17 protein-coding genes and 1 tRNA gene are annotated in these 21,522 nt (G+C 58.9%); 17 read left to right on the top strand and 1 reads right to left on the bottom strand.

Going from position 1 to position 21,522, the window contains the following annotated elements; genetic code table 11:
* Positions 1-71: 71 nt before the first annotated feature.
* The 3 genes from lepA to DW189_RS02535 all read left to right on the top strand — a co-directional run bounded on the left by lepA (position 72) and on the right by DW189_RS02535 (position 3,920).
* Positions 72-1,862, top strand: a complete 1,791-nt coding sequence (gene lepA / locus DW189_RS02545; RefSeq protein WP_022333634.1) for a translation elongation factor 4 — start codon at positions 72-74, stop codon at positions 1,860-1,862.
* Positions 1,863-1,875: 13 nt separating this feature from the next.
* The gene (locus DW189_RS02540; RefSeq protein ID WP_117506759.1) at positions 1,876-3,783 is read left to right on the top strand and encodes an AMP-dependent synthetase/ligase; all 1,908 of its coding nucleotides are present in this window, start codon (positions 1,876-1,878) and stop codon (positions 3,781-3,783) included.
* Positions 3,784-3,848: 65 nt separating this feature from the next.
* Positions 3,849-3,920 (top strand) — tRNA-Gly (locus tag DW189_RS02535).
* A 180-nt stretch (positions 3,921-4,100) separates the two neighbouring features.
* Here the strand turns inward: DW189_RS02535 and DW189_RS02530 are convergent.
* Positions 4,101-4,667 carry a DUF4251 domain-containing protein gene (locus tag DW189_RS02530; RefSeq protein ID WP_162508162.1) on the bottom strand — a complete coding sequence of 189 codons (567 nt, stop codon included), beginning with the start codon at positions 4,665-4,667 and terminating at the stop codon, positions 4,101-4,103.
* Between the two features lie 331 nt (positions 4,668-4,998).
* On the opposite strand from DW189_RS02530, the gene DW189_RS02525 reads away from it, so the two are divergent.
* From DW189_RS02525 to DW189_RS02470, 14 genes are all read left to right on the top strand, one after another.
* Positions 4,999-6,126 (top strand): acyltransferase family protein, encoded by a 1,128-nt coding sequence (locus tag DW189_RS02525; RefSeq protein ID WP_022333637.1) that lies wholly within the window; start codon positions 4,999-5,001, stop codon positions 6,124-6,126.
* Positions 6,127-6,466: 340 nt separating this feature from the next.
* Positions 6,467-7,960, top strand: a complete 1,494-nt coding sequence (glpK, locus tag DW189_RS02520; protein ID WP_117506758.1) for a glycerol kinase GlpK — start codon at positions 6,467-6,469, stop codon at positions 7,958-7,960.
* A 12-nt stretch (positions 7,961-7,972) separates the two neighbouring features.
* The gene (locus tag DW189_RS02515) at positions 7,973-8,716 is read left to right on the top strand and encodes an MIP/aquaporin family protein (RefSeq protein WP_022333639.1); all 744 of its coding nucleotides are present in this window, start codon (positions 7,973-7,975) and stop codon (positions 8,714-8,716) included.
* A gap of 455 nt (positions 8,717-9,171) precedes the next feature.
* Positions 9,172-10,080 carry a tyrosine-type recombinase/integrase gene (locus DW189_RS02510; protein WP_117506757.1) on the top strand — a complete coding sequence of 303 codons (909 nt, stop codon included), beginning with the start codon at positions 9,172-9,174 and terminating at the stop codon, positions 10,078-10,080.
* Positions 10,081-10,501: 421 nt separating this feature from the next.
* Positions 10,502-10,993, top strand: a complete 492-nt coding sequence (locus tag DW189_RS02505) for a hypothetical protein (protein ID WP_117506756.1) — start codon at positions 10,502-10,504, stop codon at positions 10,991-10,993.
* A gap of 208 nt (positions 10,994-11,201) precedes the next feature.
* A complete protein-coding gene (locus DW189_RS02500; RefSeq protein WP_117506755.1) occupies positions 11,202-12,371 on the top strand; it encodes an OmpA family protein in 1,170 nt (389 codons plus the stop codon).
* Positions 12,372-12,414: 43 nt separating this feature from the next.
* Positions 12,415-12,696: a hypothetical protein gene (locus DW189_RS02495; RefSeq protein ID WP_117506754.1), complete on the top strand. Its 282-nt coding sequence runs from the start codon at positions 12,415-12,417 to the stop codon at positions 12,694-12,696.
* 54 nt (positions 12,697-12,750) lie between these two features.
* Positions 12,751-12,906, top strand: coding sequence for a hypothetical protein (locus DW189_RS14350; protein ID WP_153919227.1), 156 nt, complete (start codon positions 12,751-12,753; stop codon positions 12,904-12,906).
* Between the two features lie 44 nt (positions 12,907-12,950).
* On the top strand, positions 12,951-14,303 hold the full coding sequence (locus DW189_RS02490; RefSeq protein WP_117506753.1) for a fimbrillin family protein: 1,353 nt from the start codon (positions 12,951-12,953) through the stop codon (positions 14,301-14,303).
* Positions 14,304-14,374: 71 nt separating this feature from the next.
* Positions 14,375-14,506 (top strand): hypothetical protein, encoded by a 132-nt coding sequence (locus tag DW189_RS14560; RefSeq protein WP_259295422.1) that lies wholly within the window; start codon positions 14,375-14,377, stop codon positions 14,504-14,506.
* Between the two features lie 30 nt (positions 14,507-14,536).
* Complete coding sequence (locus DW189_RS02485; RefSeq protein WP_117506752.1) at positions 14,537-16,600, top strand: fimbrillin family protein; 2,064 nt, start codon at positions 14,537-14,539, stop codon at positions 16,598-16,600.
* Positions 16,601-16,961: 361 nt separating this feature from the next.
* Entirely contained in the window at positions 16,962-18,707 is a 1,746-nt protein-coding gene (gene rho / locus DW189_RS02480; RefSeq protein ID WP_117506751.1) for a transcription termination factor Rho, read from the top strand.
* Positions 18,708-18,731: 24 nt separating this feature from the next.
* Complete coding sequence (locus DW189_RS02475) at positions 18,732-19,502, top strand: S1/P1 nuclease (protein WP_055201953.1); 771 nt, start codon at positions 18,732-18,734, stop codon at positions 19,500-19,502.
* Between the two features lie 249 nt (positions 19,503-19,751).
* Positions 19,752-21,443: a hypothetical protein gene (locus DW189_RS02470; RefSeq protein WP_117506750.1), complete on the top strand. Its 1,692-nt coding sequence runs from the start codon at positions 19,752-19,754 to the stop codon at positions 21,441-21,443.
* The last annotated feature ends 79 nt before the right edge of the window (positions 21,444-21,522 follow it).

The raw sequence follows: 21,522 nt of genomic DNA, 5'->3' as shown, positions 1-21,522 counted from the left end.
GGCCCGAGGGCGGCCGCACCTTCCGTAAATCCAAAATATTTCGTATATTTGCACACATTTTTATGCGATTTATGAAAAACATCCGCAACTTCTGCATCATAGCCCACATCGACCACGGCAAGAGCACGCTGGCAGACCGCCTGCTCGAAAAAACCAACACCCTGAACCAGCGCGAAATGCAGGCGCAGGTGCTCGACGACATGGATCTCGAACGCGAAAAGGGCATTACGATCAAGAGCCACGCGATACAGATGGAATACACCGCCCGCGACGGGCAGCAATATACGCTCAACCTGATCGACACCCCGGGACACGTTGACTTCTCGTACGAAGTGTCGCGCGCCATCGCCTCGTGCGAAGGCGCGTTGTTGGTCGTCGACGCCACGCAGGGCATTCAGGCGCAGACCATATCGAACCTCTACCTGGCCGTGGGGCACGACCTGGAAATCATCCCCGTGCTGAACAAGATCGACATGGATTCGGCCATGATCGACGAGGTGAAAGACCAGGTGATCGACCTGATCGGCTGCAAGGACGAGGATATCCTGCTGGCCTCGGGCAAGACGGGGCTCGGCGTGGAAGAGGTGCTGGAGGCCATCGTGGGGCGCATACCGGCGCCGCAGGGCGACGAGAACGCCCCGTTGCAGGCGCTGATCTTCGACTCGGTGTTCAACCCCTTCCGCGGCATCATCGCCTATTACCGCGTATTCAACGGCACGCTCCGCAAGGGCGACCACGTGAAGTTCTTCAATACGGGCAGCCAGTACGACGCCGACGAGGTGGGCGTGCTGAAACTCAAGATGCAGCCCCGCACGGAGATCAGGGCGGGCGACGTGGGGTATATCTGCTCGGGCATCAAGACCTCGTCGGACGTCAAGGTGGGCGACACGATCACCTCGGTGACCGCCCCGGCAAAGGAAGCCATCGCGGGCTTCGAGGACGTGAAGCCGATGGTCTTCGCGGGCGTCTACCCCGTGGAGGCCGACCAGTACGAAGACCTGCGCGCCTCGCTCGAAAAACTGCAGCTCAACGACGCCTCGCTGACGTTCGAGCCCGAAAGCTCGCTGGCGCTCGGCTTCGGGTTCCGCTGCGGGTTCCTCGGGCTGCTGCACATGGAGATCATCCAGGAGCGGCTCTACCGCGAGTTCGACATGGACGTGATCACCACCGTGCCCAACGTCTCGTACCGCATTACCACGACGCAGGGCGACGTGGTGGAGGTGCACAACCCCTCGGGGCTGCCCGAGGTGACGAAGATCGCCAAAATCGAGGAGCCCTATATCCTGGCGCAGATCATCACCAAGGCGGAATTCCTGGGCAACGTCATCAAGCTCTGCATCGACAAGCGCGGCGTGATGAAGAACCAGACCTTCATCACGCAGGATCGCGTAGAGGTGAATTTCGACATGCCCCTTTCGGAGATTGTTTTCGACTTCTACGACAAGCTCAAAAGCATTTCGAAAGGCTATGCCTCGTTCGACTACCACCGCACGGGCTACCAGCCTTCGAAGCTTGTCAAGCTGGACATCCTGCTCAACGGCGAGCCGGTCGACGCGCTCTCGTCGCTGACCTATACCGACCATGCCTATGATTTCGGGCGCAAGATGTGCGAGAAACTCAAGGAGCTGATCCCGCGCCAGCAGTTCGACATCGCCATACAGGCCGCGATCGGCGCCAAGATCATAGCCCGCGAAACGGTGAAGGCCGTGCGCAAGGACGTGACGGCCAAATGCTACGGCGGCGACATATCGCGCAAGCGCAAGCTGCTCGAAAAACAGAAGAAAGGCAAGAAACGCATGCGTCAGATAGGCAACGTGGAGGTGCCGCAGTCGGCATTCCTCGCCGTTTTGAAAATGGATTAACCGGGAACAGACCATGAAGAAGACCATCATCGACCTTTTCGAGGACTCCGTCGTAAAGTACGGGGCAAAGACATTCCTGCTGGAGAAAAAACACCGGGCATTCGAACCCACGACCTATGCCGAGACCAGGGAGCAGGCGCTCGAGACCGGCGCGGGGCTGGCCGCGGCGGGCATACGCCCCGGGGACAAAGTGGCGATACTCTCGGAGGGGTGCAATGCATGGATCACTTCGGAACTGGGCGTCTTCTATGCCGGGGCGGTCAGCGTGCCGCTGTCGGTGAAACTCGAAGAGTCGAACGACCTGCTGTTCCGTATGCGTCATGCCGAAGTCAGGGCGCTGTTCGTATCGAAATACCAGCTCTCCAAGATCCGGCGCATACGCGCGGAGCTGCCGCAGGTGGAGCATATCATCGTCATCGGGCATATTCCGCTCGAAGCGGGCGAGACGGCGCTCGGGACGCTCCGGCGCATGGGCCGCGACTACCTGGCGGCAAACAGGGAGGAGTTCCTCGCAATCGGCCGTTCGATCCGCAACGACGACTACGCGACAATCACCTACACGTCGGGCACCACGGCCGACCCAAAAGGCGTCGTGCTGACGCACCGCAACTACACGGCCAACGTCGAACAGTCGCTCTCGCGCATCGACATCCCGCCATATTACCGGACGCTCATCATCCTGCCGCTGGATCACTGCTTCGCGCATGTCGTGGGGTTCTATATCATGATCGCATGCGGGGCGACGGTCGCAACCGTGCAGGTGGGCGCCACACCGATGGAGACGCTCAAGAACATCCCGCAGAACATCCGCGAGGTGCGGCCGCATTTCCTGCTGTCGGTGCCGGCGCTGGCCAAGAATTTCCGCAAGAACATCGAATCCTTGATCCGCGCCAAGGGGCGTTTCACGGAACGGCTCTTCAATTTCGCGCTCCGCACGGCCTATGTCTACAACAGGGACGGGTACAGCAAGGGACACGGCTGGCGCATAGTGCTCTGGCCGCTGGTAAAACTCTTCGACGCGGCGCTGTTCCGCAAGGTGCGGGAAGCGTTCGGCGGGAGCCTCAGGTTCTTCGTGGGCGGCGGCGCGCTGCTCGACGCGGAGCTGCAGCGGTTCTACTACGCCATCGGTATCCCGATGTTCCAGGGTTACGGCCTCTCGGAAGCGACGCCCGTCATCTCGACCAACTCGCCCAAGTACCACTGGCACCGGTTCGGGTCGTCGGGCAAGATACTGATCCCGCTCGACCTGAAGATCGTCGACGAAACGGGACGGGAGCTTCCCCGCGGACAGAAAGGCGAGATCGTGATCCGCGGCGAGAACGTCATGGCCGGATACTGGAAAAACCCCGAGGCGACGGCCGACACCCTGCGCAACGGATGGCTGCACACGGGCGACATGGGGTATGTCTCGGAAGACGATTTCCTCTATGTGCTGGGGCGTTTCAAGAGCCTGCTGATCGCCAGCGACGGCGAGAAATACAGTCCCGAAGGCATGGAAGAGGCGATCGTGGACAAGTCGCCCTACATCGACCAGATCATCGTACACAACAACCAGAGCCCGTTTACGGGCGCCATCGTCGTGCCGAACCGCGAGGCCTTGCGGCGCGAACTGGACAGCCGCGGGGTAGCGGCCGAAAAACGGGCGGAGACCGCGGCGGCGATCCTCGGCGGCGAAATAGACCGTTACCGTGCGGGCGGCATCTTCGGCGGGGAGTTCCCCGAACGGTGGCTGCCGGCGGGGCTGGCGATCGTAGACGAGCCTTTCACCGAACAAAACGGATTGGTAAACAGCACGATGAAGGTCGTACGCAACAAGGTCGAAGAACACTTCCGCGACAGGCTGGAATACCTCTATACACCCGAGGGGCGCGACCTGAAAAATCCGAAAAACCTGGCATCGCTGAAAAAAATTGTCGATTGATGTGAATTTGATACCCGGAAAACTTGAAAAATAAAAAAAAGCGGAGTATATTTGTACTCCGAAATGCGGGAGTAGCTCAGTGGTAGAGCATCAGCTTCCCAAGCTGAGGGTCGCGGGTTCGACCCCCGTTTCCCGCTCAGAAGAGGCCTCAAGGGGTCTCTTTTTTTGTGCACGGCGCCACGGCACAGCATGAGGCTGTCCTGCGAGTAGCCCAAAACAAAAATCACCCCCGTCCGCAGCATGTTCGGACGGGGGTGAAGCCGTAAATCGGGGACTTGTTACGCAGTCCCGTTCAATGGCAAGGCAATGTCGGCCTGTCAGAAAGTGCGGCCCTGGAAAATATTACCCTCGGAGAGCGGCAGGAGTTCGCCCCGCAGCGTGATGCGCCGCGAGTTGAAATTAGGCGAGATGTCCACGCTGGCCTGGTTGCCCCCGTTGGGAAGGTTGATATAGACCTGTGCGGAAATCCCCGTGCCGATGACGTTCATCGATACACGGATGTTCCCCTTCTTGTCCACGCTCTGCCTGTAATCCGAGGTGCTGCCCGAGACCGTTACGCCGCCAAGGCCGTTGGGGCCGCTCACGGGGATGTCGAAAGCCACCTGCACGACGGCCTTGTCGCCCTGCACGGCGACGAAATTGGTATTGGACGAAACCTGCGCCGTCGAACCCGACTTGAAGCTCACCTGGTCGGCTTCGAGTACGAAATCCTTGGCCTCGATAGCCTTCCTGGCCTCCTCGAAAGCGAGCCGGTCGCGTGCGTCCTGTTCGGCCTTCATCTGCTTGCGGGCCATTTTCCTGGAATTCGCGTCCTGCGACTGGGCATAGCCCGTACCGGCACCGGCAAGCAGGATTGCAACGGTTAAAATCATCAGCTTTTTCATATCCGTTCTGTTTTAATCTATTCTCTCTCATATACAATAGCGTTGCCGGAGTCGGATTTATTATATAAAAAGTCGATTTTATTGCCGGGACAACGGGCGGGAGTGCCGCCGGGAGCTGAAACCACATGCCGCAAAACCTCGCTGCCACCCGTCCGTTGGCGGCAAGTACAACAGAGGCGGCAGAGGCGGCAAGGGCGGCAAGGGCAACAGAGGCGGCAAGGGCGGCAAGGGCGGCGACAGGGACAGTGGATTATGCCCGAAGCGATTATTTGATTATCTTTGCCCGGTCTGCCGGGAGTTTCGGCAGGCGCGAACTACTAAACACAAACCGATGTCAACGATTTCGGCGGCGGCATTTGCGGACACGAAGCCGCATTACGACATACTCGACGGATTGCGCGGAATTGCGGCGCTGACCGTCGTGTGGTTCCATATTTTCGAAGCCTTTGCGACCAGCCACCTGGATCAGAGGATCAACCACGGCTATCTGGCCGTCGATTTCTTCTTCATACTCTCGGGGTTCGTAATCGGGTACGCCTATGACGACCGCTGGAAAAAGATGACGGTCACGGAGTTCCTCAAGCGCAGGCTCATCCGCCTGCATCCCATGGTCGTGATCGGTGCCGTGATCGGTGCCGTCATGTTCTATTTCCAGGGCTGCTCCGTCTGGGACGTGACCAAAGTCACGGTGCCGATGCTGCTGGCGGCGACGCTGATGAACGCCTGCCTGATTCCGGCAAGCCCCGGCACGGAAATCCGGGGGCTGGGCGAGATGTACCCGCTCAACGGCCCGAGCTGGTCGCTGTTTTTCGAGTACGCCGGAAATATCCTGTACGCCTTCTTCATCCGCAAACTTTCGACCGGGGCACTTTCCGTCGTGGTTTTCCTGGCCGGGTGCGGGCTGGCGGCATTCGCCGTCTGGGGGCCGCTGGGCGACATCTGCGTCGGGTTCGCCATGACCGAAGAAAATATGATCGGCGGTTCGCTGCGCCTGATGTTCGCGTTCTCGGCCGGTCTACTGCTCTCGCGCGTATTCAAACCCGTGCATATCCGGGGCGCCTTCTGGATATGCGGCCTGTGCGTCGTCGCCCTGCTGTCGGTTCCGCGCATCGGCGGCAGTGAGAATTTGTGGATGAACGGACTGTACGATACGTTCTGCGCCGTCGTCGCCTTCCCCCTGCTGGTTTTTCTCGGGGCGTCGGGCAAGACCACCGACAAAGTCACCGCCCGGGTGTGCAAATTCCTGGGGGACATATCCTATCCCCTCTACATGGTGCACTATCCCTTCATATACCTCTACTACGCCTGGGTCAAGAACGGCGACCTCACGTTCCGGGAGTCGCTGCCAGGTGCCCTGGCACTTTTCTTCGGTTCGGTAATCCTGGCATGGCTGTGCCTGAGGCTGTACGACGAACCGGTGCGCAAATTTCTGTCGAAGCATCTGCTGCGGAAGGGATAGCCCAGCAAGCGCCCCGGCCGGGAGCCCTCCCGCAACGCCGGGGAATTCCCCGCAAAGCCACCGGGTTTTGCGGGGATTATATATGTATATAGGTACACGGCGGACGGGAGAGGGCGGCAAGGCGACACGAGAAAGCGTACGGGAAAAGCGACTGAAGAAGGCGGATTGGAGAGGAGGATAGGGAACGCCCCACGGAAGGTTTCGAAAAAAAACTTATCGCTTTCGTTTCGAATCCCGGATATTTTTTATAGATTTGTAAAGGCCGCCGCAGGGTAGTCTCCGGCACGGGAACGGAATGCGGACAAAAGCGGCAACGACGCATCTATAACAACTCGAATATATGGAACAGTACATTTTGTCATTGGATCAGGGGACGAGCAGTTCCCGTGCGATCGTATTCGACCGGAAAGGGCAGATATGCTCGATGGCACAGCGGGAGTTCACGCAGATATTCCCCAAGCCGGGATGGGTGGAACACAACCCGCACGAGATATGGTCGTCGCAGGCTTCGGTGATCGCCGAGGCGATCGCGTCCATCGACATCAACGGCCTGAACATCGCGGGCATCGGCATCACCAACCAGCGGGAGACCACGATCGTGTGGGATTCGGAGACCGAAGAACCGGTCTACAACGCCATCGTCTGGCAGGATCGCCGCACCTCGGAGTACTGCGACCGGCTGAAGGCCGAGGGGCAGACCGAATTCATCCGGGAAAGGACGGGGTTGATCGTCGACGCCTATTTCAGCGCCACGAAGATCAAATGGATCCTGGACAACGTGGCCGGGGCGAGGGAGCGTGCCGAGAAGGGCAAACTGATGTTCGGCACGGTCGACTCGTGGCTCATCTGGCGCCTCACGCGCGGCGAGGTGCACGTGACGGACGTGAGCAACGCCTCGCGCACGATGCTCTTCAACATCCATACGCTGCAATGGGACGAGGAGCTGCTGAGGCTGTTCGGCATCCCCGCTTCGATGATGCCCCAGGTGAAGTCGTCGAGCGAGGTATACGGCGCGACGAAGACCACGATCTTCGCCCACAAGGTACCCATCGCGGGCATCGCGGGCGACCAGCAGGCAGCGCTGTTCGGGCAAATGTGCGTCGAGCCCGGGTCGGTGAAAAACACCTACGGCACGGGGTGCTTCCTGCTGATGAACAGCGGGGAAAAGCCCATCACGTCGTCGAACAACCTACTGACGACCATCGCATGGAAGATCGGCGACAAGGTCGACTACGCGCTCGAAGGGAGCATCTTCGTCGGCGGGTCGGTCGTGCAGTGGCTGCGCGACGGGCTGGGGATCATCCGCTCGTCGTCCGAAGTCGAAGCCCTGGCCGCTTCGGTACCCGACACCAACGGCGTCTATTTCGTGCCGGCGCTCACGGGGCTGGCGGCCCCGTACTGGGATCAGTATGCCCGGGGAGCCATCAGCGGCATCAGCCGCGGCACGACGGCCGCGCATATCGCCCGCGCGGCGCTGGAGGGGATCGCCTACCAGACGCTGGACATCGTGGGCGCCATGCAGCGCGACTCGGGCATCACGCTCCGGGAACTGAAGGTCGACGGCGGCGCGGCGCGCAACAACCTGCTGATGCAGTTCCAGTCCGACCTGCTGGACACGCGCGTCATACGCCCGGGCGTGACGGAAACCACGGCGCTGGGTGCGGCTTACCTGGCCGGACTGGCCGTAGGCTACTGGGGAAGCATCGACGAAATCCGCCAGCAATGGCAGGCGGAGCACGTATTCGAACCCACGGCCGACCGCTCGCAGATCGGGAAGGCCGTCGCAGGGTGGGAAGACGCCGTACGCAGGGTACTGCGCAACAGCAAAGACTAAAATACCGGGATTATGGAAATCACACTGTTTACCAAGTGCCTGTTCGAATTCATCGGGACACTGGTGCTCGTACTGCTGGGCGACGGGGTCGTCGCATCGACGGTACTGAAACAATCGAAAGGTTTTAACGGCGGATGGGCCGTAATCACAATCGCGTGGGGCCTGGCCGTGATGTGCGGCGTGCTGATCGCGGGCCCCTATTCGGGGGCGCACCTCAACCCCGCGGTCTCGGTCGGGCTGGCCGTGGCGGGGTCGTTCCCGTGGGCGTTCGTGCCCGGGTACATCGCGGCACAGCTGCTGGGCGGTTTCTGCGGGGCCGTACTGGTCTATGTCTATTACAAAGACCACTTCGACGCCACGGACGACCCGGCGACCAAGCTCGGCGTATTCTGCACCATGCCCGCGATCATGGACAAGCCGCGCAACCTCTTCTGCGAATTCCTCGGCACGTTCCTGCTGGTGTTCGTGATCCTGGCCATCGGCAACGAACAGAACACCCCCGAAATCGGGATGGGAAGCCTCGGAAGCCTGCCCGTGACGATGCTCATCATGGCCATCGGCATGTCGCTGGGCGGCACGACGGGCTATGCCATCAACCCGGCGCGCGACCTGCCTCCGCGTGTGGCCCACAGCATCCTGCCCATCAGGGGGAAGGGCACGAGCGGGTGGGGTTACAGCTGGGTACCCGTAACGGGGCCCGTACTGGGCGCACTCGCCGCAGGGCTGATTTACGGATGCGTCTATATGTGCGGCTGACGGCAGCAGCCCCCATACCTCCTCCATGGCCGCTCCTGACAGGGGAGCGGCTTTTTCGTATCCGGCAGGAAGCGGGGAGGGGAGGCCGAAAGCGAATAATCATCATAAACCGTTACCGTGCCGGACATGACCGCGACGGAAACCGGTTTCCGGGGTGAATATTTCATTTAGTCCGCTAAATTTCAGATAAATAAAACAGGAGGTGGATCCGGAGGCAAATCCGGGCATTAAATATTGCATTATCAGTATATTATATATAAATGACAGTCCCTGCAAATACGCTTCAAAGGCCACTAAAGCACACAATATCATCGACATAAATGCGGATAATTGGCTATAATTTTGTATCTTTGCACCCAGTGACCAACTCTTCTTATTAAATTTACTTGATTATGTATTCGCCAGATTCCGCCTTTACGGGGCGGCATCCGGTTGTCGGGCCATACCCGGCCAGGATGACACGCACCCGTAATTATGAATTCGACTTCATGTCGTGTTTCTCGAAACACATCTCCGACTACGAGAAAGCCGGGCGCAAAGGCTCGGCTGCGAACTACCGGTCGTCATACAGGCTGCTGCTGAGTTTCCTCGACGGCCAGCACCTGACGTCGCAACACCTCTCGGCCCGCTGGGCAGAGCGTTACGAACGCTGGCTCAGGGCACGGGGCGTGACAACCAACACGGTGACGTTCCACCTGCGCAACCTGAGGGCAGTCTACAACCGATCCGTAAAAAAACGGCTCATACCGGCCTCGTTCCCAAATCCCTTCACCCATCTGACCGTCAGGCAAACCGTAACGCGCAAACGGGCGCTGTCACGCGAAACCATCAAACGGATATGCACGGCCGACTTCTCGGCGCTGCATCCCAAGTACTCCCTCGCACGCGACATCTTCATGTTCAGTTTCTTCACCCGCGGCATGTCGTTCGTAGATATGGTCTACCTGCGCAACAGCGACATCCATGACGGCGTATTGACCTATGCACGCCACAAAACGGGGCAGATGCTCTCGATGCGCATCGAGCCGCAGCTGCAGCACATCATCGACCGTTATAGCAATGCTTCGCCCTATATACTCCCCGTACTGGCAAAAGACGACAGCTATGACAATTACCGCCAGCAGCAGCGCGAGCTGAATAAATTTATCCGAAAAATCGGAGTCCTGCTCAATATCCCGGAACCGCTGACATTCTATGTCGCACGACACTCATGGGCAACTCTGGCCCGTGATTGCGGCACACCGCTCACGGTGATCAGCGCCGGGATGGGACACACGTCCGAACGGACGACGCGCATCTATCTCGCACAACTCGACCACAACATCATCGACAAAGCCAATCGAAAAATCATCGACCTACAGTAAAAGGCGGTTTCGTAAAATATCCGGATTTTTTGGTTAGAAGGAATAGAAACAGGCAACAAAAAAATCAAGACCCATTATTACCAATAATGGGTCTCTTTTGGCGTATGTGCTTGGTTACCAGTCGGTAAATACGCTGTTTGGACACTTTCCCGAAGGCATGGTGGGGGCTTTCAGGACATTTTCGGTCTGTCCGGATGAAAAAGATAAATAAAACGATACAATATTCTTATTTTCAGTTTATTACGCTGAGGTGTGCGTTTTTTCCTCCTGAAAAATTTGGTTATGAATATAATTAATTCTATTTTTGCAAATGAATTGAAACGTCTATAATACAACTTATTACGATTTCAAGATACATTATTGGTAATAATGGGTCACGAACAATGCACACAAGCCACTGGTTACTAACAATTTACATTCGATGTTTTCCGCAAGAATCCTGTGGGCGGTAAAGATACTGCTCGTACTGCACAAGGCGTCGGAAGCAGGGACTCCCCTGATGAAAGGACGCGAGTTGCAGGCTGCATGTGTAGGCCCCGATACGGACACCTATATGTACCGCCGTACTTTACGGGAACTGGCGGCCAAAACGGACTACCTGATTTGCGTATTCCAGTCGGGAAGAACCTTCTACCAATGGAACCCGAACCACCGCCCGACGCTGTACGACCTGATCCGCAGGCTGGACGGTGGCATGCATGAAGTCTCGCACACGTTCTGGACATACGAAAATACACGCACGATGCAGCCCCTCCAGAAAGTGTGCAAGGAGTACGACAACCTCATTCAAACCTATCTATCAAAGATATACATAGAAGAATTGGAATCACCCGCCCTGTTCAGGCAAAGCCGGTTCCGGTTGCCGCAGGCAACGCCCCAGGTCACAGGGGAGACAGGAACAGGCTCGCTTTAGCCCCCTCACGTCAGCGAACAAAAACACATTCATGGAAAAACAAACAACCACCGACCATTTTCATCCTGTCGCTACCGGCAATCGCCGCCCCGGCATTGGCGGTAGCCGTAGCCTGCCACATGTACCGGACACGGCAGATAACACGAATAACGGACTCGCAACGAGACCATAGATACCGGGAAATTTCTAATCACTAAAACATTCAAACATGAAACGCCTCTATCTTATTGCCCTCTTTATCATCGTCAGCCTTACAGCCACGGCACAGGAAAACGGCAATCGCGATGCGCAGAACCGCATCGTGCGCGGCCCCTATGAAACGAACCGCTTTTTCGACAACATCTTCGTCGGCGTCGCCGGCGGTGTAAATATCTATTTCGGCGAACACGATTCCTACGGCAAATTCGGCAAACGCATGGCCCCGGCACTCGACGTCCATGTCGGAAAATGGTTCACGCCCTCGGTCGGCGCACGCGTCGGATACTCCGGCCTGCAGGCCAAAGGGTGGACGACCGCAGGCACCAAATACGCAAAGGGTGCCGACGGCAGCATGTTCAAGGAGAAATTCGGCGTGTCGTACCTGCATGCCGATGCAATGTGGAACTTCTCGAACGCCGTGAGCGGCTACAAGCAGACCCGCACCTGGAATTTCGTACCCTTCGTCGGAGTGGGTTGGGCGCGTTCCTACGGCAACGGCACCCACGACAACGAAATCGGCTTCGACGCAGGTCTGCTGAACGTAGTGCGCCTCTGCGATCTGCTCGACCTGACGCTCGAAGCTCGCTGCCTGCTGGTCAACCAGCGTTTCGACGGCGTGGGCGGCGGCCGCATCGGCGAAGGTATGCTCTCGGTAACGGCAGGGCTGTCGTTCAACCTGAACCGCCGCGGCTTCAAGCGAGCCTCGCAGGCTCAGCCCGTGGACTACACGTCGTACCTGGATCGTATCAGGCGGCTCGAAAACACCAACGAAGAACTCGCATCGCAGAATTCGGAACTGAGCAACGAGAACGAGAAGCTGCGCAACATGCCGCCCAAGGTAGTTGCCGCGCAGAAGGTATCCGCATCGCCCGTAGCGCTCTTCTTCAAGATCGGCAAGGCCACGCTCGACAAGAAAGAACTGACCAACCTCGAATTCTACGTGAAGAATGCCATGAAGGCCGACAAGGACAAGACCTTCACGCTGATCGGCTCGGCAGACAAGGATACCGGCACGAAAGAGATCAACCAGCGGCTGAGCGAACAGCGCATGGAGTATGTCTACAACCTCCTGAAGGACAAGTACGGCATCGACCCGTCCCGTTTGGTCAAGAAAGCCGAAGGCGACACCAACAACCGGTTCGCAGAGCCGGAACTGAACCGCGCCGTAATCGTGGAATAAGCAAGACAAATGGAGATTGGCAAACCCTAACGGACTTTACCGCATGCCCCGGACAGAGACATCGACCGCAGCGGGCGAAACCACCGGATCCGGCCGGGCGCCGCACTACCTGCTCGCCTACCTGGAAGAAGGCCGGGTTCGCGTATACGCCTCCGGCAAACCCGGCCTATGGGTCGGACGGCAGCTTCCCGAAGCGGAAGAGGCGCGCGTCGAAGCGGAACTGCAGCGGATCCACCGAACGGGACAAAGGACAGGCATCGTCGAAATATGCCTGTCCGCGGCGGGGGTGCAGCGCGGCATGCGCGTGCTCTGCGTAAGGGCGTAGCGCCAACCCGAAACGGACATGGAATAAAAGCAACTACACATAATAAAAAAGACCATGAAAAAACAAACTATGACTTACGAAGCACCGGAGCTGTACCTGATCTCCGTATGCGTGGAAAAAGGATTCGCGGCAAGCAGCAGCATCGAACCGGGAACCGACGGCGGTGAGCTGGGCGGAACCAGGTCGCTCTCTTACGATGACTACGAATAGCGACGCATCCATTGGGAATTAACGACAAAAACAGAAAATGCACCATGAAAAAATTATTCGTTATAGCAATGCTCGCAACGGTCGGCATGGCCGCGTGCAGCAAGGACGATACGGCTCCGGCCGGCTGCCCGAAAAAGTATGTCCAGGTAACCATCCCCGAGGAGATGGTTTCCGGGGAGACCCGTACTTCCATCGACGGCACCACGACCAACTGGGTGGCCGGCGACAAAGTCGCCGTGCTCCTCTACGACGGAGCTGCGACGATGACATGCGAGTTCACGGCCGACAAGTCGGGCCCGACCACGACGTTCTCGGGCGAGGTGCCCATCGGTTCCTACTCGCTGGCGGCGGCTTATTATCCGTACGACTGCAACGCCACGTTCGACGCCGTGAACAAGACCTTCAAGCACACCTGGGGATCGGAATACTGCACGGACAACCTGGCTGCCTATGACTTCATGTATACGAACATCTGGGAGGAGCCGTTCGAAATCAACGAGGCGACGACCCAACTGCCCGTACACTTCACGTTCAAACCGCTGATGGCCCGCATCAAGATCTCGCTCGGACTGGGTGCGAACGAAACGCCCAAGAAAGTCATCCTGGAGACCGACAGCAACGTATTGCCGACCTCCGGTACGATCGACGCCCTGGAGAACTTCACGGCATCGTCCGTAACCAATTCGATCGCAGTTCCCACGAACCGGAAAGAGTTCGTAGTGGGCCTGCTCCCCGTGGGCATCCACTCGACCATGACCGTGAAGGTAATGACTACCGACGGGCTGACCTACTCGGACAAGTCGTTCACGCTGGCCGGCCTGAAGCGCAACCACCACTACACGATGAGCGTACCCTGCAACAAGAAAACGGTGACGATCACCGTACCCGATGCCATCGACCAGAAGTACGGTACGCATACCTATCAGGACAACGGATTCTACACGGTCGATTCCCAATACGACCCGGAAGGAATTTTCAATGACTGGTATTTTTACCAGGCAGAGATCAAGAGCGACAAGAACGGCGACGACAAACTCAAGAAGAACCGCATCCAGCTGCAGGTTCCTGCGGGCTTCAACAACGCAAACAACGGCGCTTTCGTGACGGCCCCGATCCAGTGCGAGGGTTCGAAAACCGTGAAGGTATCCTTCGAGGTAGCGACCAACCGTATAGGCAATATTGAGTATAGGATCGGCGTAACGGGCAACGGCCCGATCACCGAATCGTGGCTCCGCGACAGGAACAACATCCTGAACGGCAACGACCAAAAGTGCAAATCCGGTACGCAGACCCATACGTTTACGGTCACCAACGGACAGCGTCTCATGATCAAGATACTATCTACCGCAGGATCTTACCACGTAGAGTTCGCGGATTTCACCTATACGGTCGAATAATTTCGATATAATAATTTTTCAGATCGGGACGGAGCAGGATACCGTCCCGATTTATCTATAAACCGAATCTGATGAAAGCAGCATACACAAAGCCGGAATTGGAGATACTCGTAATTGCGGCCGAAGCAGGATTCGCGATTTCACAGCCGCACGGCAGCGAACTCGGGCCGGGCCCGGTGGATTATGCGGACGACGAGTATTGAATTACAAACAGCCAATTCGAACCTGACGTTATGAAACACAAACCTATTTTCCGACTCGCGCTGCTCGCGCTCCTGCTGGCCGGTTGCGGAAAGGATACGACAGAACTGCCCGAAGGGCCCGAAACACCCGCGACAGGGGGCGATGCCATCGTCTGCCGGTTGTCGATCGGCAATGAAGCGCCCGACCCCACGGACGAAACCCGTACGGCTTACGGCCCGCTACAGGACGGTTATTACCCGATCTATTGGCGCAATGCCGACCGCGTGGGGATCATCTGCCCGCAGACGACCCCGCAATGGGCGGAGGTCGAAGTCAGCGTCTCCGGGGCGACCGAAAGCGAAGCCGACCTGAGCGACACGGGGATGCAGTGGGGGAGCAGTCCCAGCTACGATTTTTACGCCTTCTACCCGGCAGACGCCGTCCAGGCCAACAGCGGCTCGATCGTCGCGACGGCAATCCCGGCCGTACAGACCTACCACAACGGCGAATGCAACATGCAGTATGCCTATATGGCGGCATGCACCCAAGGGGTGGAACGCGGAGGGGAGGTGCCCTTCAGGTTCCGCCCGCTGATGACCACGGTTACGATCCAGGTGGGATTCTCGGAGGCCGCGGAGGTACAGAAGCTCGTGCTGTCGAGCGAGAACGGCCCCATAGCGGGCGGCTTCACGTTCGACATCGAAACCGACCGGTGCACGGTCATCCCGGGCAAAGGATCGAACGTGCTGGCCCTGCACCTGATGTCGGGGGACGTCCCCTACATTCAGCTCAGCGCAGGGTCGAAGGTCGCGGTCACGGCGTTCATGCTGCCGCAGGACATCGAGGGGCTCACGCTTTCCGCCGTCACCACGCAGGGCAGAACATACAGCTACACGACCCCGGCAACGCTCAGGGCCGGGCACCGTTATTCGTTCACGATCGGCGACATGCAGGCACAGGCGCAACAGACCTCGGAAGATTATTCCGACTGGATGGCCTACCTGCCCGACAACACCTACCTGTCGCAGGTTTCCATCCCCGGGTCGCACGACGCCTGCACGATCTACGGTTCGCACTACGAGTACAAAGGCGGGATGCCCGGCGAAAGATACCACTTCAAATGGTTGCAGAACGTCGTATTCGGCTATATGAACACGACCAAGATCATCAAGGCACAGGAGCTCTCCATCGAAGAGCAGCTTGCGGCCGGGGTTCGCATGTTCGACCTGCGCCCCTCCTCGTCGAGCTCCTCGGTGCGCGACCTCCCGATCCATCACGGCATAGCCCCGCTGGGCGACCCGACGCTGGGCGGCTACGCCCCGGGCAGCTCCGGTCGCCAGGAACTTTCGCCCTTCATGCTTTCGCACCTGCTCGACCGTTTCGTGCGATTCCTCGACGAACATCCGGGCGAGACGGTGCTCGTGCACATGAAATACGAGAACACGAGCACCAGCGCCAATAAGACGGGATGGGACAAAAGCGTGGCCAGCCTGATCAAATCGCATTGCAGCGGCTATGTGGCCGACTTCCACCCCCTGATGACGCTGGCCGACGCCCGCGGCAAGATACTCTTCGTGATCCGCGAGGATTACAAATCGTCGAACAACGGCCGGTATTTCGGCGCCTACCTGAACTGGACGCACGACAAGGTGGTCTTCGACACGACGCTCAGCGGCAACGGCGTGGGGCAGGCCCCGATCCGCGTGAACGACCTCTACAACATCAAGAACGGGGCATCGGACGGCAAGACCAAGTATGCGGCCATCGACGAGTGCATCGCCTATACCTATAATACGGACGACCCGACGCGGTGGTGCATGAATTATGTGAGCTGCTACGACACGGCCCATTGCAGCGTGTCGGGGATCAGCCTGTTCGGCGCCGTGGGCGACTACGACTACTGCGCGAACAAGTACAACAGGTATACGGCCGACAAGATCGACAGGTACGATTTCCGCGGGAACGTCGGCATCGTGCTGATGGACTTCGCGGCGGCATCGCACGCCACGATGACCTACGGGCAGACCTACTCGAACATGCAGGTCTACGGCGACGACCTGGTCAGGGCCGTGATCTGCAACAACAACAAGTGGAACCTGCGGCGCAACGAATAACCCCCGGAGGCTCCCGCCGCCGGCACGCGCCCCGGCAGGACGCCGGAACGACACCGAAGAAAAACCTCCCGGGCTTCCCGGGAGGTTTTTGCACACACAAACATTAACAATACAAACAACGCAATGGCTGAATAGATCTGTTGTTCCGGATACAAAGGTGGGGGTAATTTCCGGGTCGTACAATCGCCATAAATGAGTATTTTACGTCCGGGCACTCCCAATTTATGGTGAAAGCCCCGGCGGAAGGGCGTGATCTGCAATTTTTTATTTTGAATTTCGAAATAATGCACTATCTTTGCAAGCAAATTCCAATGTCCCGGCGCCCGCCGGGGTTCTGAAAATCACTTTGAAATAGAAATATATGCAGGATTTGAAAGCGCTCGAAGGGAAAAGCCTCGTCGAACTGCGTGAAATAGCAAAAGCTATCGGTATCGGGGACACCACATTGAAGAAGCGCGAACTGATCGAGAAAATCGCCGGGTTCTCCGCTTCCGAAGGCGCCCCCGCAGAAAATAAAGAGAAAAGAGGACGAGGCCGGAAAAAGGAGGTTCCCGCAACGGAAATGCAGCAGACGGCAGCCATAGCCGAACCTGCCGCCGCAAAGGCGGAAACCGCTCCCGAAACCGTTCCCCAGGCCCCGCGAGGCCGCCGGCCGCGCATCACCAATACGAAGACCGAAAACACCGCACCAGCACAGCGTCCGCCCGTCACGGTCGCCGGCCCCCCTGCCGAGCCGGAGCTCCCGATGGAAAGCGCCCCGGCACCTGCACCAGCGGCAGCGGCAGAAACCGTACAGGCACCCCGCGAGGAGAAGGCCGAGCCCAAGCGCCGCGGCCGCAAGCCCAAGGCACAAGCACAAGCACAGGAAGAGGCAGCAGAACCCGCCGCCGCAACACCCCCGGCTGCCCCGGCTGCCCAGGCAGCCCAGACTACCCAGGCAGCAGCCGATGCGCAATCCTTCGACGGCGAGGTGATCACCAAGGACGATTTCGCCGGGGAGATCGAGGGCGAAGGCGTGCTGGAGATCATGCCCGACGGATACGGGTTCCTGCGTTCGGCCGACTACAACTACCTGAACTCGCCCGACGACATTTACGTTTCGCCGTCGCAGATCAAACTCTTCGGGCTGAAGCCCGGCGACACGGTGAACGGCGCCATACGCCCGCCGAAGGAGGGGGAGAAATATTTTCCGCTGGTACGCGTGAACGAGATCAACGGCCTGGCGCCGGAGTTCATCCGCGACCGCGTACAGTTCGAATTCATGACGCCGCTCTTCCCGAGCGAGAAATTCTGCCTTACGGGCAACGGACACAACAACATGTCGACGCGCGTGGTCGACCTCTTTTCGCCCATCGGCAAGGGACAGCGCGCGCTGATCGTAGCACAGCCCAAGACGGGTAAGACGGTGCTCATGCAGTCGATCATCAACGCCATCGCCGACAACCATCCCGAAGTATACATCATCGTGCTGCTGATCGACGAACGCCCGGAGGAGGTGACTGAGATGGCCCGCAACTCCAAGGCCGAGGTCGTGGCATCGACCTTCGACGAACAGGCGTCGCGCCATGTGAAAGTCGCGGAAATGGTACTCGACAAGGCCAAGCGCATGGTCGAATGCGGACACGACGTGGTGATCTTCCTCGACTCGATCACCCGCCTGGCACGTGCCTACAACTCCGTCCAGCCCGCATCGGGCAAGGTGCTCTCGGGCGGTGTGGATGCCAACGCGCTCCACAAACCCAAGCGTTTCTTCGGTGCAGCCCGCAACACGGAGGAGAAAGGGTCGCTGACGATCATCGCCACGGCGCTGATCGACACCGGTTCGAAGATGGACGAGGTGATTTTCGAAGAGTTCAAGGGCACGGGCAACATGGAGCTCCAGCTCGACCGCAAGCTCGCCAACAAACGTGTCTACCCGGCAGTCGACGTCATCGCATCGGGTACGCGCCGCGAAGACCTGCTCCTGCCGCGCGACGTGATGAACCGCACGTGGGTGCTGCGCAAATACCTTTCGGACATGACGCCCGTCGAGGCCATGGAGTTCCTCCAGAAGCAGATGGGAATGACCAACACCAACGAGGAGTTCCTCGCCACGATGAACCATTAAACAACCACAAAACCCACTGATAGAATGAAAAACCTGATTATCCTGCTGTCATGCCTGCTGTTCGCCGGCAGCGTATACGGATGGGGACAAAAGGGGCACGACGTCACGGCCTACATCGCAGAGTGCCACCTCACGCCCGAAGCCGCCCAAAAGATCGACAAGGTGCTCAACGGCCATTCGCCCGTGTACTACTGCAACTGGATGGACATTGCCAGCCACACCCCCGAATACAATTACACCAAGACGTGGCACTACCTGAACATCGACGAGGGCCAAACCCTCGAAACGATGCCCCGGAACCCCAAAGGCGACGTGCTGACGGCCGTCACGACGCTCGTCGCCGAGCTCAAGGCCGGCGGGCTGGCACCCGAGGCGGAGACCGAGAAGCTCAAGATGCTGATCCACCTGGTCGGCGACATGCACTGCCCGATGCACACGGGGCGCCTGTCGGATATCGGTGGCAATCAGCGCCCGGTGCTGATGTTCGGACGCAGAACGAACCTCCACTCGGCCTGGGACTCGGCGATCCTCGAAGCCGGGCACAAGTGGAGCTACACCGAGTGGCAGGAACAGATCGACCGCTTGACGGATGACGAGGCGGCACTGGTACAGGCCGGGGAGCCGCAGGACTGGCTGAAGGAGACCCATGCGATCTGCGTCGGCATCTACGAGGACAGCCCCGAAGGGACGAAAATATCCTACGATTACGTGGACAAATACACGCCCGTCATCGAGCAGCAGTTCGTCCGGGGCGGCTACCGGCTGGCACGCCTGCTGAACGAGATTTACCGCTGACCGTAGGTGCAAAATAAAAGAGAACGGGCTTGCAGTCGCTGCAAGCCCGTTTTCCGTCCTGCGGCAGTGCGGCAAAGATGTATTTCGGCCGTTTCGGCCGCACAAAAATCCGGGCTAAGCGCTAAGGGACAAGACCGGGGCATGCAGGGGAGCACTGCATGCGGCGCAGGGCCCCGGCAACGGATCGGGGCGGATAATTTTATCCGGCAAAATACCCGCGGAAATAAAAGTTATATTAATTTTGCAGGCATGAGATACCTAACCGCCATACTCTTCGGCCTGCTTGCTGCCGGATGCGGCGACAAGGCCGCGGACAACCTGATGACCCAGGCTTCGGTGCTGATAGAGGAGCATCCCGACAGCGCCTTGCTGGCTCTCCGGCAGATAGACCCCTCGGCCATTTCACCGGCGGCCGACGCCCGGCGGCGCCTGCTGCTCGCGCAGACCTACTCCCGCACAGGTGCCGAGGCTGACAAGGATTCGCTGACCGCCCCCGCACTGGATTATTACGAGCGCCACGGCTCCGGGGCCGAGCGTGCCTATGCCTGGTATTTCGACGCAAAGGTACACCACAATGCCGGCGACCTGGGACGGGCGATCAAAGGCTACACACAGGCGATGCTCTACGCCGAACGCAACCGCGACAAGGCGGGAACCACAAAACTGCTCATGGCACTGTACCACACGCTGGGGCTGCTGTACCTCGAACAGGGATACGACACCGAGGCCGAAGAGGCATTCTCGAAAGCCGTCGCCGCGGCGCAGGAGACCGGCAGTGCGGAACTGGAGGGATACAGCCGCTACATGCTCTCGTCGGCACAGTATGCCAACGGCCGCTATGCCGCGGCCATCGAAACACTCTCCCCGCTGGTCGGGGCACGCGACACGATGGCATTCCGTTTCTTCGCCCAGCAGATCACCCTGCAAAACCTGATATACCACACCTTCGCCGAAGACTGGAGCACCGGGCAGTTGCTCGAGGAGCGGGCGCGCATCGACATGCACGAACTATGGATAGCCCCGCTGACGCACGGCCCCGCATCGGCCGACGACGATGACCGCACGCTTTACGACATCGCTTCGGCCATCATTTTTTACCGGGCGGAGCAGCCCGATTCGGCACAATACTACATAGACCGCTCGCTGGCGCACATCAAACGCTTCAACCAGAACAACATAGGGCTCTACACGATCGCCTCGGCCATACACCACCGCCGCGGGGAGGACGGCAAAGCCTATGCCTGTGCCATGCAGTACATCGGCAAGCGCGATTCGCTCGACAAGGCACGGCAGGGGGTATCGGTGGCCGAGCTGGAAAAGAGATACCGCACGGCCAACGAAACGGCGCTCCGCGAGGCGGGGCTGCGTTACCGAATCTGGATCGCCACGCTGGCATGCCTGTTGCTGGCCGCGGCCGTTACAGGGGCGATGGTGGGCTACCGGCGCAAACTCCGGCACCGGGACGCGCAGCTGAGCGAATACCTCACGCTGCTGGAATCCTACCGGGAATCGCACGACAGCCTCACCTCGCGGCTCGATGCCTCGAACGAGCGCGAGGCCGCCGTCAAGGCTTCGCTCGAGGGGCGGTTCGCCCTGCTGCGCGACATCGCCGCAACCTACTACACCTATGGCGAAGGGGAACGGCTGGCGAGGAAGGTGAAGGAGCTGGCACTGAGCCCGGCGATGCTCGCGGACATCGTCCGCATGGCAGACCTCTACAACGACCGGGCGGTCACGCGCCTGCGCCGCCAACTGCCGGGGTGGACGCCGCGCAACTACGATTTCGCAGCGCTGGTCGTCGCCGGGTTCTCGGCGCAGGAGATCAGCGTGATGCTCGACATGACGCTGAACGGGGTCTACACGCTCAAATCGAAACTCAAACGCCGGATCGCCGAATCGGGGGCTGCGGACAGGGAGTTTTTCACCCGTTTTTTCGCATAGCAAGGGCGCCCGGCGCGCCGGCAAGAATCCGCGGGATCGCACCCTCTGTAAATCAACATTTTACACACAAACAAGCAAG

Source organism: Alistipes sp. AM16-43, from assembly GCF_003435745.1.
GTDB lineage: Bacteria > Bacteroidota > Bacteroidia > Bacteroidales > Rikenellaceae > Alistipes > Alistipes onderdonkii.
Note: the sequence above shows the minus strand (reverse complement) of the source record. Positions and strands in the feature narration are given on the sequence as shown.

Excerpts from the sequence above, each read along its gene's own strand:
- rho (WP_117506751.1), top strand. The coding sequence starts at position 16,962 with ATGCAGGATTTGAAAGCGCTCGAAGGGAAAAGCCTCGTCGAACTGCGT.
- DW189_RS02495 (WP_117506754.1), top strand. The coding sequence starts at position 12,415 with ATGCCCCGGACAGAGACATCGACCGCAGCGGGCGAAACCACCGGATCC.
- glpK (WP_117506758.1), top strand. The coding sequence starts at position 6,467 with ATGGAACAGTACATTTTGTCATTGGATCAGGGGACGAGCAGTTCCCGT.
- DW189_RS02540 (WP_117506759.1), top strand. The coding sequence starts at position 1,876 with ATGAAGAAGACCATCATCGACCTTTTCGAGGACTCCGTCGTAAAGTAC.
- DW189_RS02475 (WP_055201953.1), top strand. The coding sequence starts at position 18,732 with ATGAAAAACCTGATTATCCTGCTGTCATGCCTGCTGTTCGCCGGCAGC.
- DW189_RS14350 (WP_153919227.1), top strand. The coding sequence starts at position 12,751 with ATGAAAAAACAAACTATGACTTACGAAGCACCGGAGCTGTACCTGATC.
- DW189_RS02485 (WP_117506752.1), top strand. The coding sequence starts at position 14,537 with ATGAAACACAAACCTATTTTCCGACTCGCGCTGCTCGCGCTCCTGCTG.
- DW189_RS02490 (WP_117506753.1), top strand. The coding sequence starts at position 12,951 with ATGAAAAAATTATTCGTTATAGCAATGCTCGCAACGGTCGGCATGGCC.
- DW189_RS02505 (WP_117506756.1), top strand. The coding sequence starts at position 10,502 with ATGTTTTCCGCAAGAATCCTGTGGGCGGTAAAGATACTGCTCGTACTG.
- DW189_RS02515 (WP_022333639.1), top strand. The coding sequence starts at position 7,973 with ATGGAAATCACACTGTTTACCAAGTGCCTGTTCGAATTCATCGGGACA.
- DW189_RS02470 (WP_117506750.1), top strand. The coding sequence starts at position 19,752 with ATGAGATACCTAACCGCCATACTCTTCGGCCTGCTTGCTGCCGGATGC.
- DW189_RS02510 (WP_117506757.1), top strand. The coding sequence starts at position 9,172 with ATGACACGCACCCGTAATTATGAATTCGACTTCATGTCGTGTTTCTCG.
- DW189_RS02530 (WP_162508162.1), bottom strand. The coding sequence starts at position 4,667 with ATGAAAAAGCTGATGATTTTAACCGTTGCAATCCTGCTTGCCGGTGCC.
- DW189_RS02500 (WP_117506755.1), top strand. The coding sequence starts at position 11,202 with ATGAAACGCCTCTATCTTATTGCCCTCTTTATCATCGTCAGCCTTACA.
- lepA (WP_022333634.1), top strand. The coding sequence starts at position 72 with ATGAAAAACATCCGCAACTTCTGCATCATAGCCCACATCGACCACGGC.
- DW189_RS14560 (WP_259295422.1), top strand. The coding sequence starts at position 14,375 with ATGAAAGCAGCATACACAAAGCCGGAATTGGAGATACTCGTAATTGCG.
- DW189_RS02525 (WP_022333637.1), top strand. The coding sequence starts at position 4,999 with ATGTCAACGATTTCGGCGGCGGCATTTGCGGACACGAAGCCGCATTAC.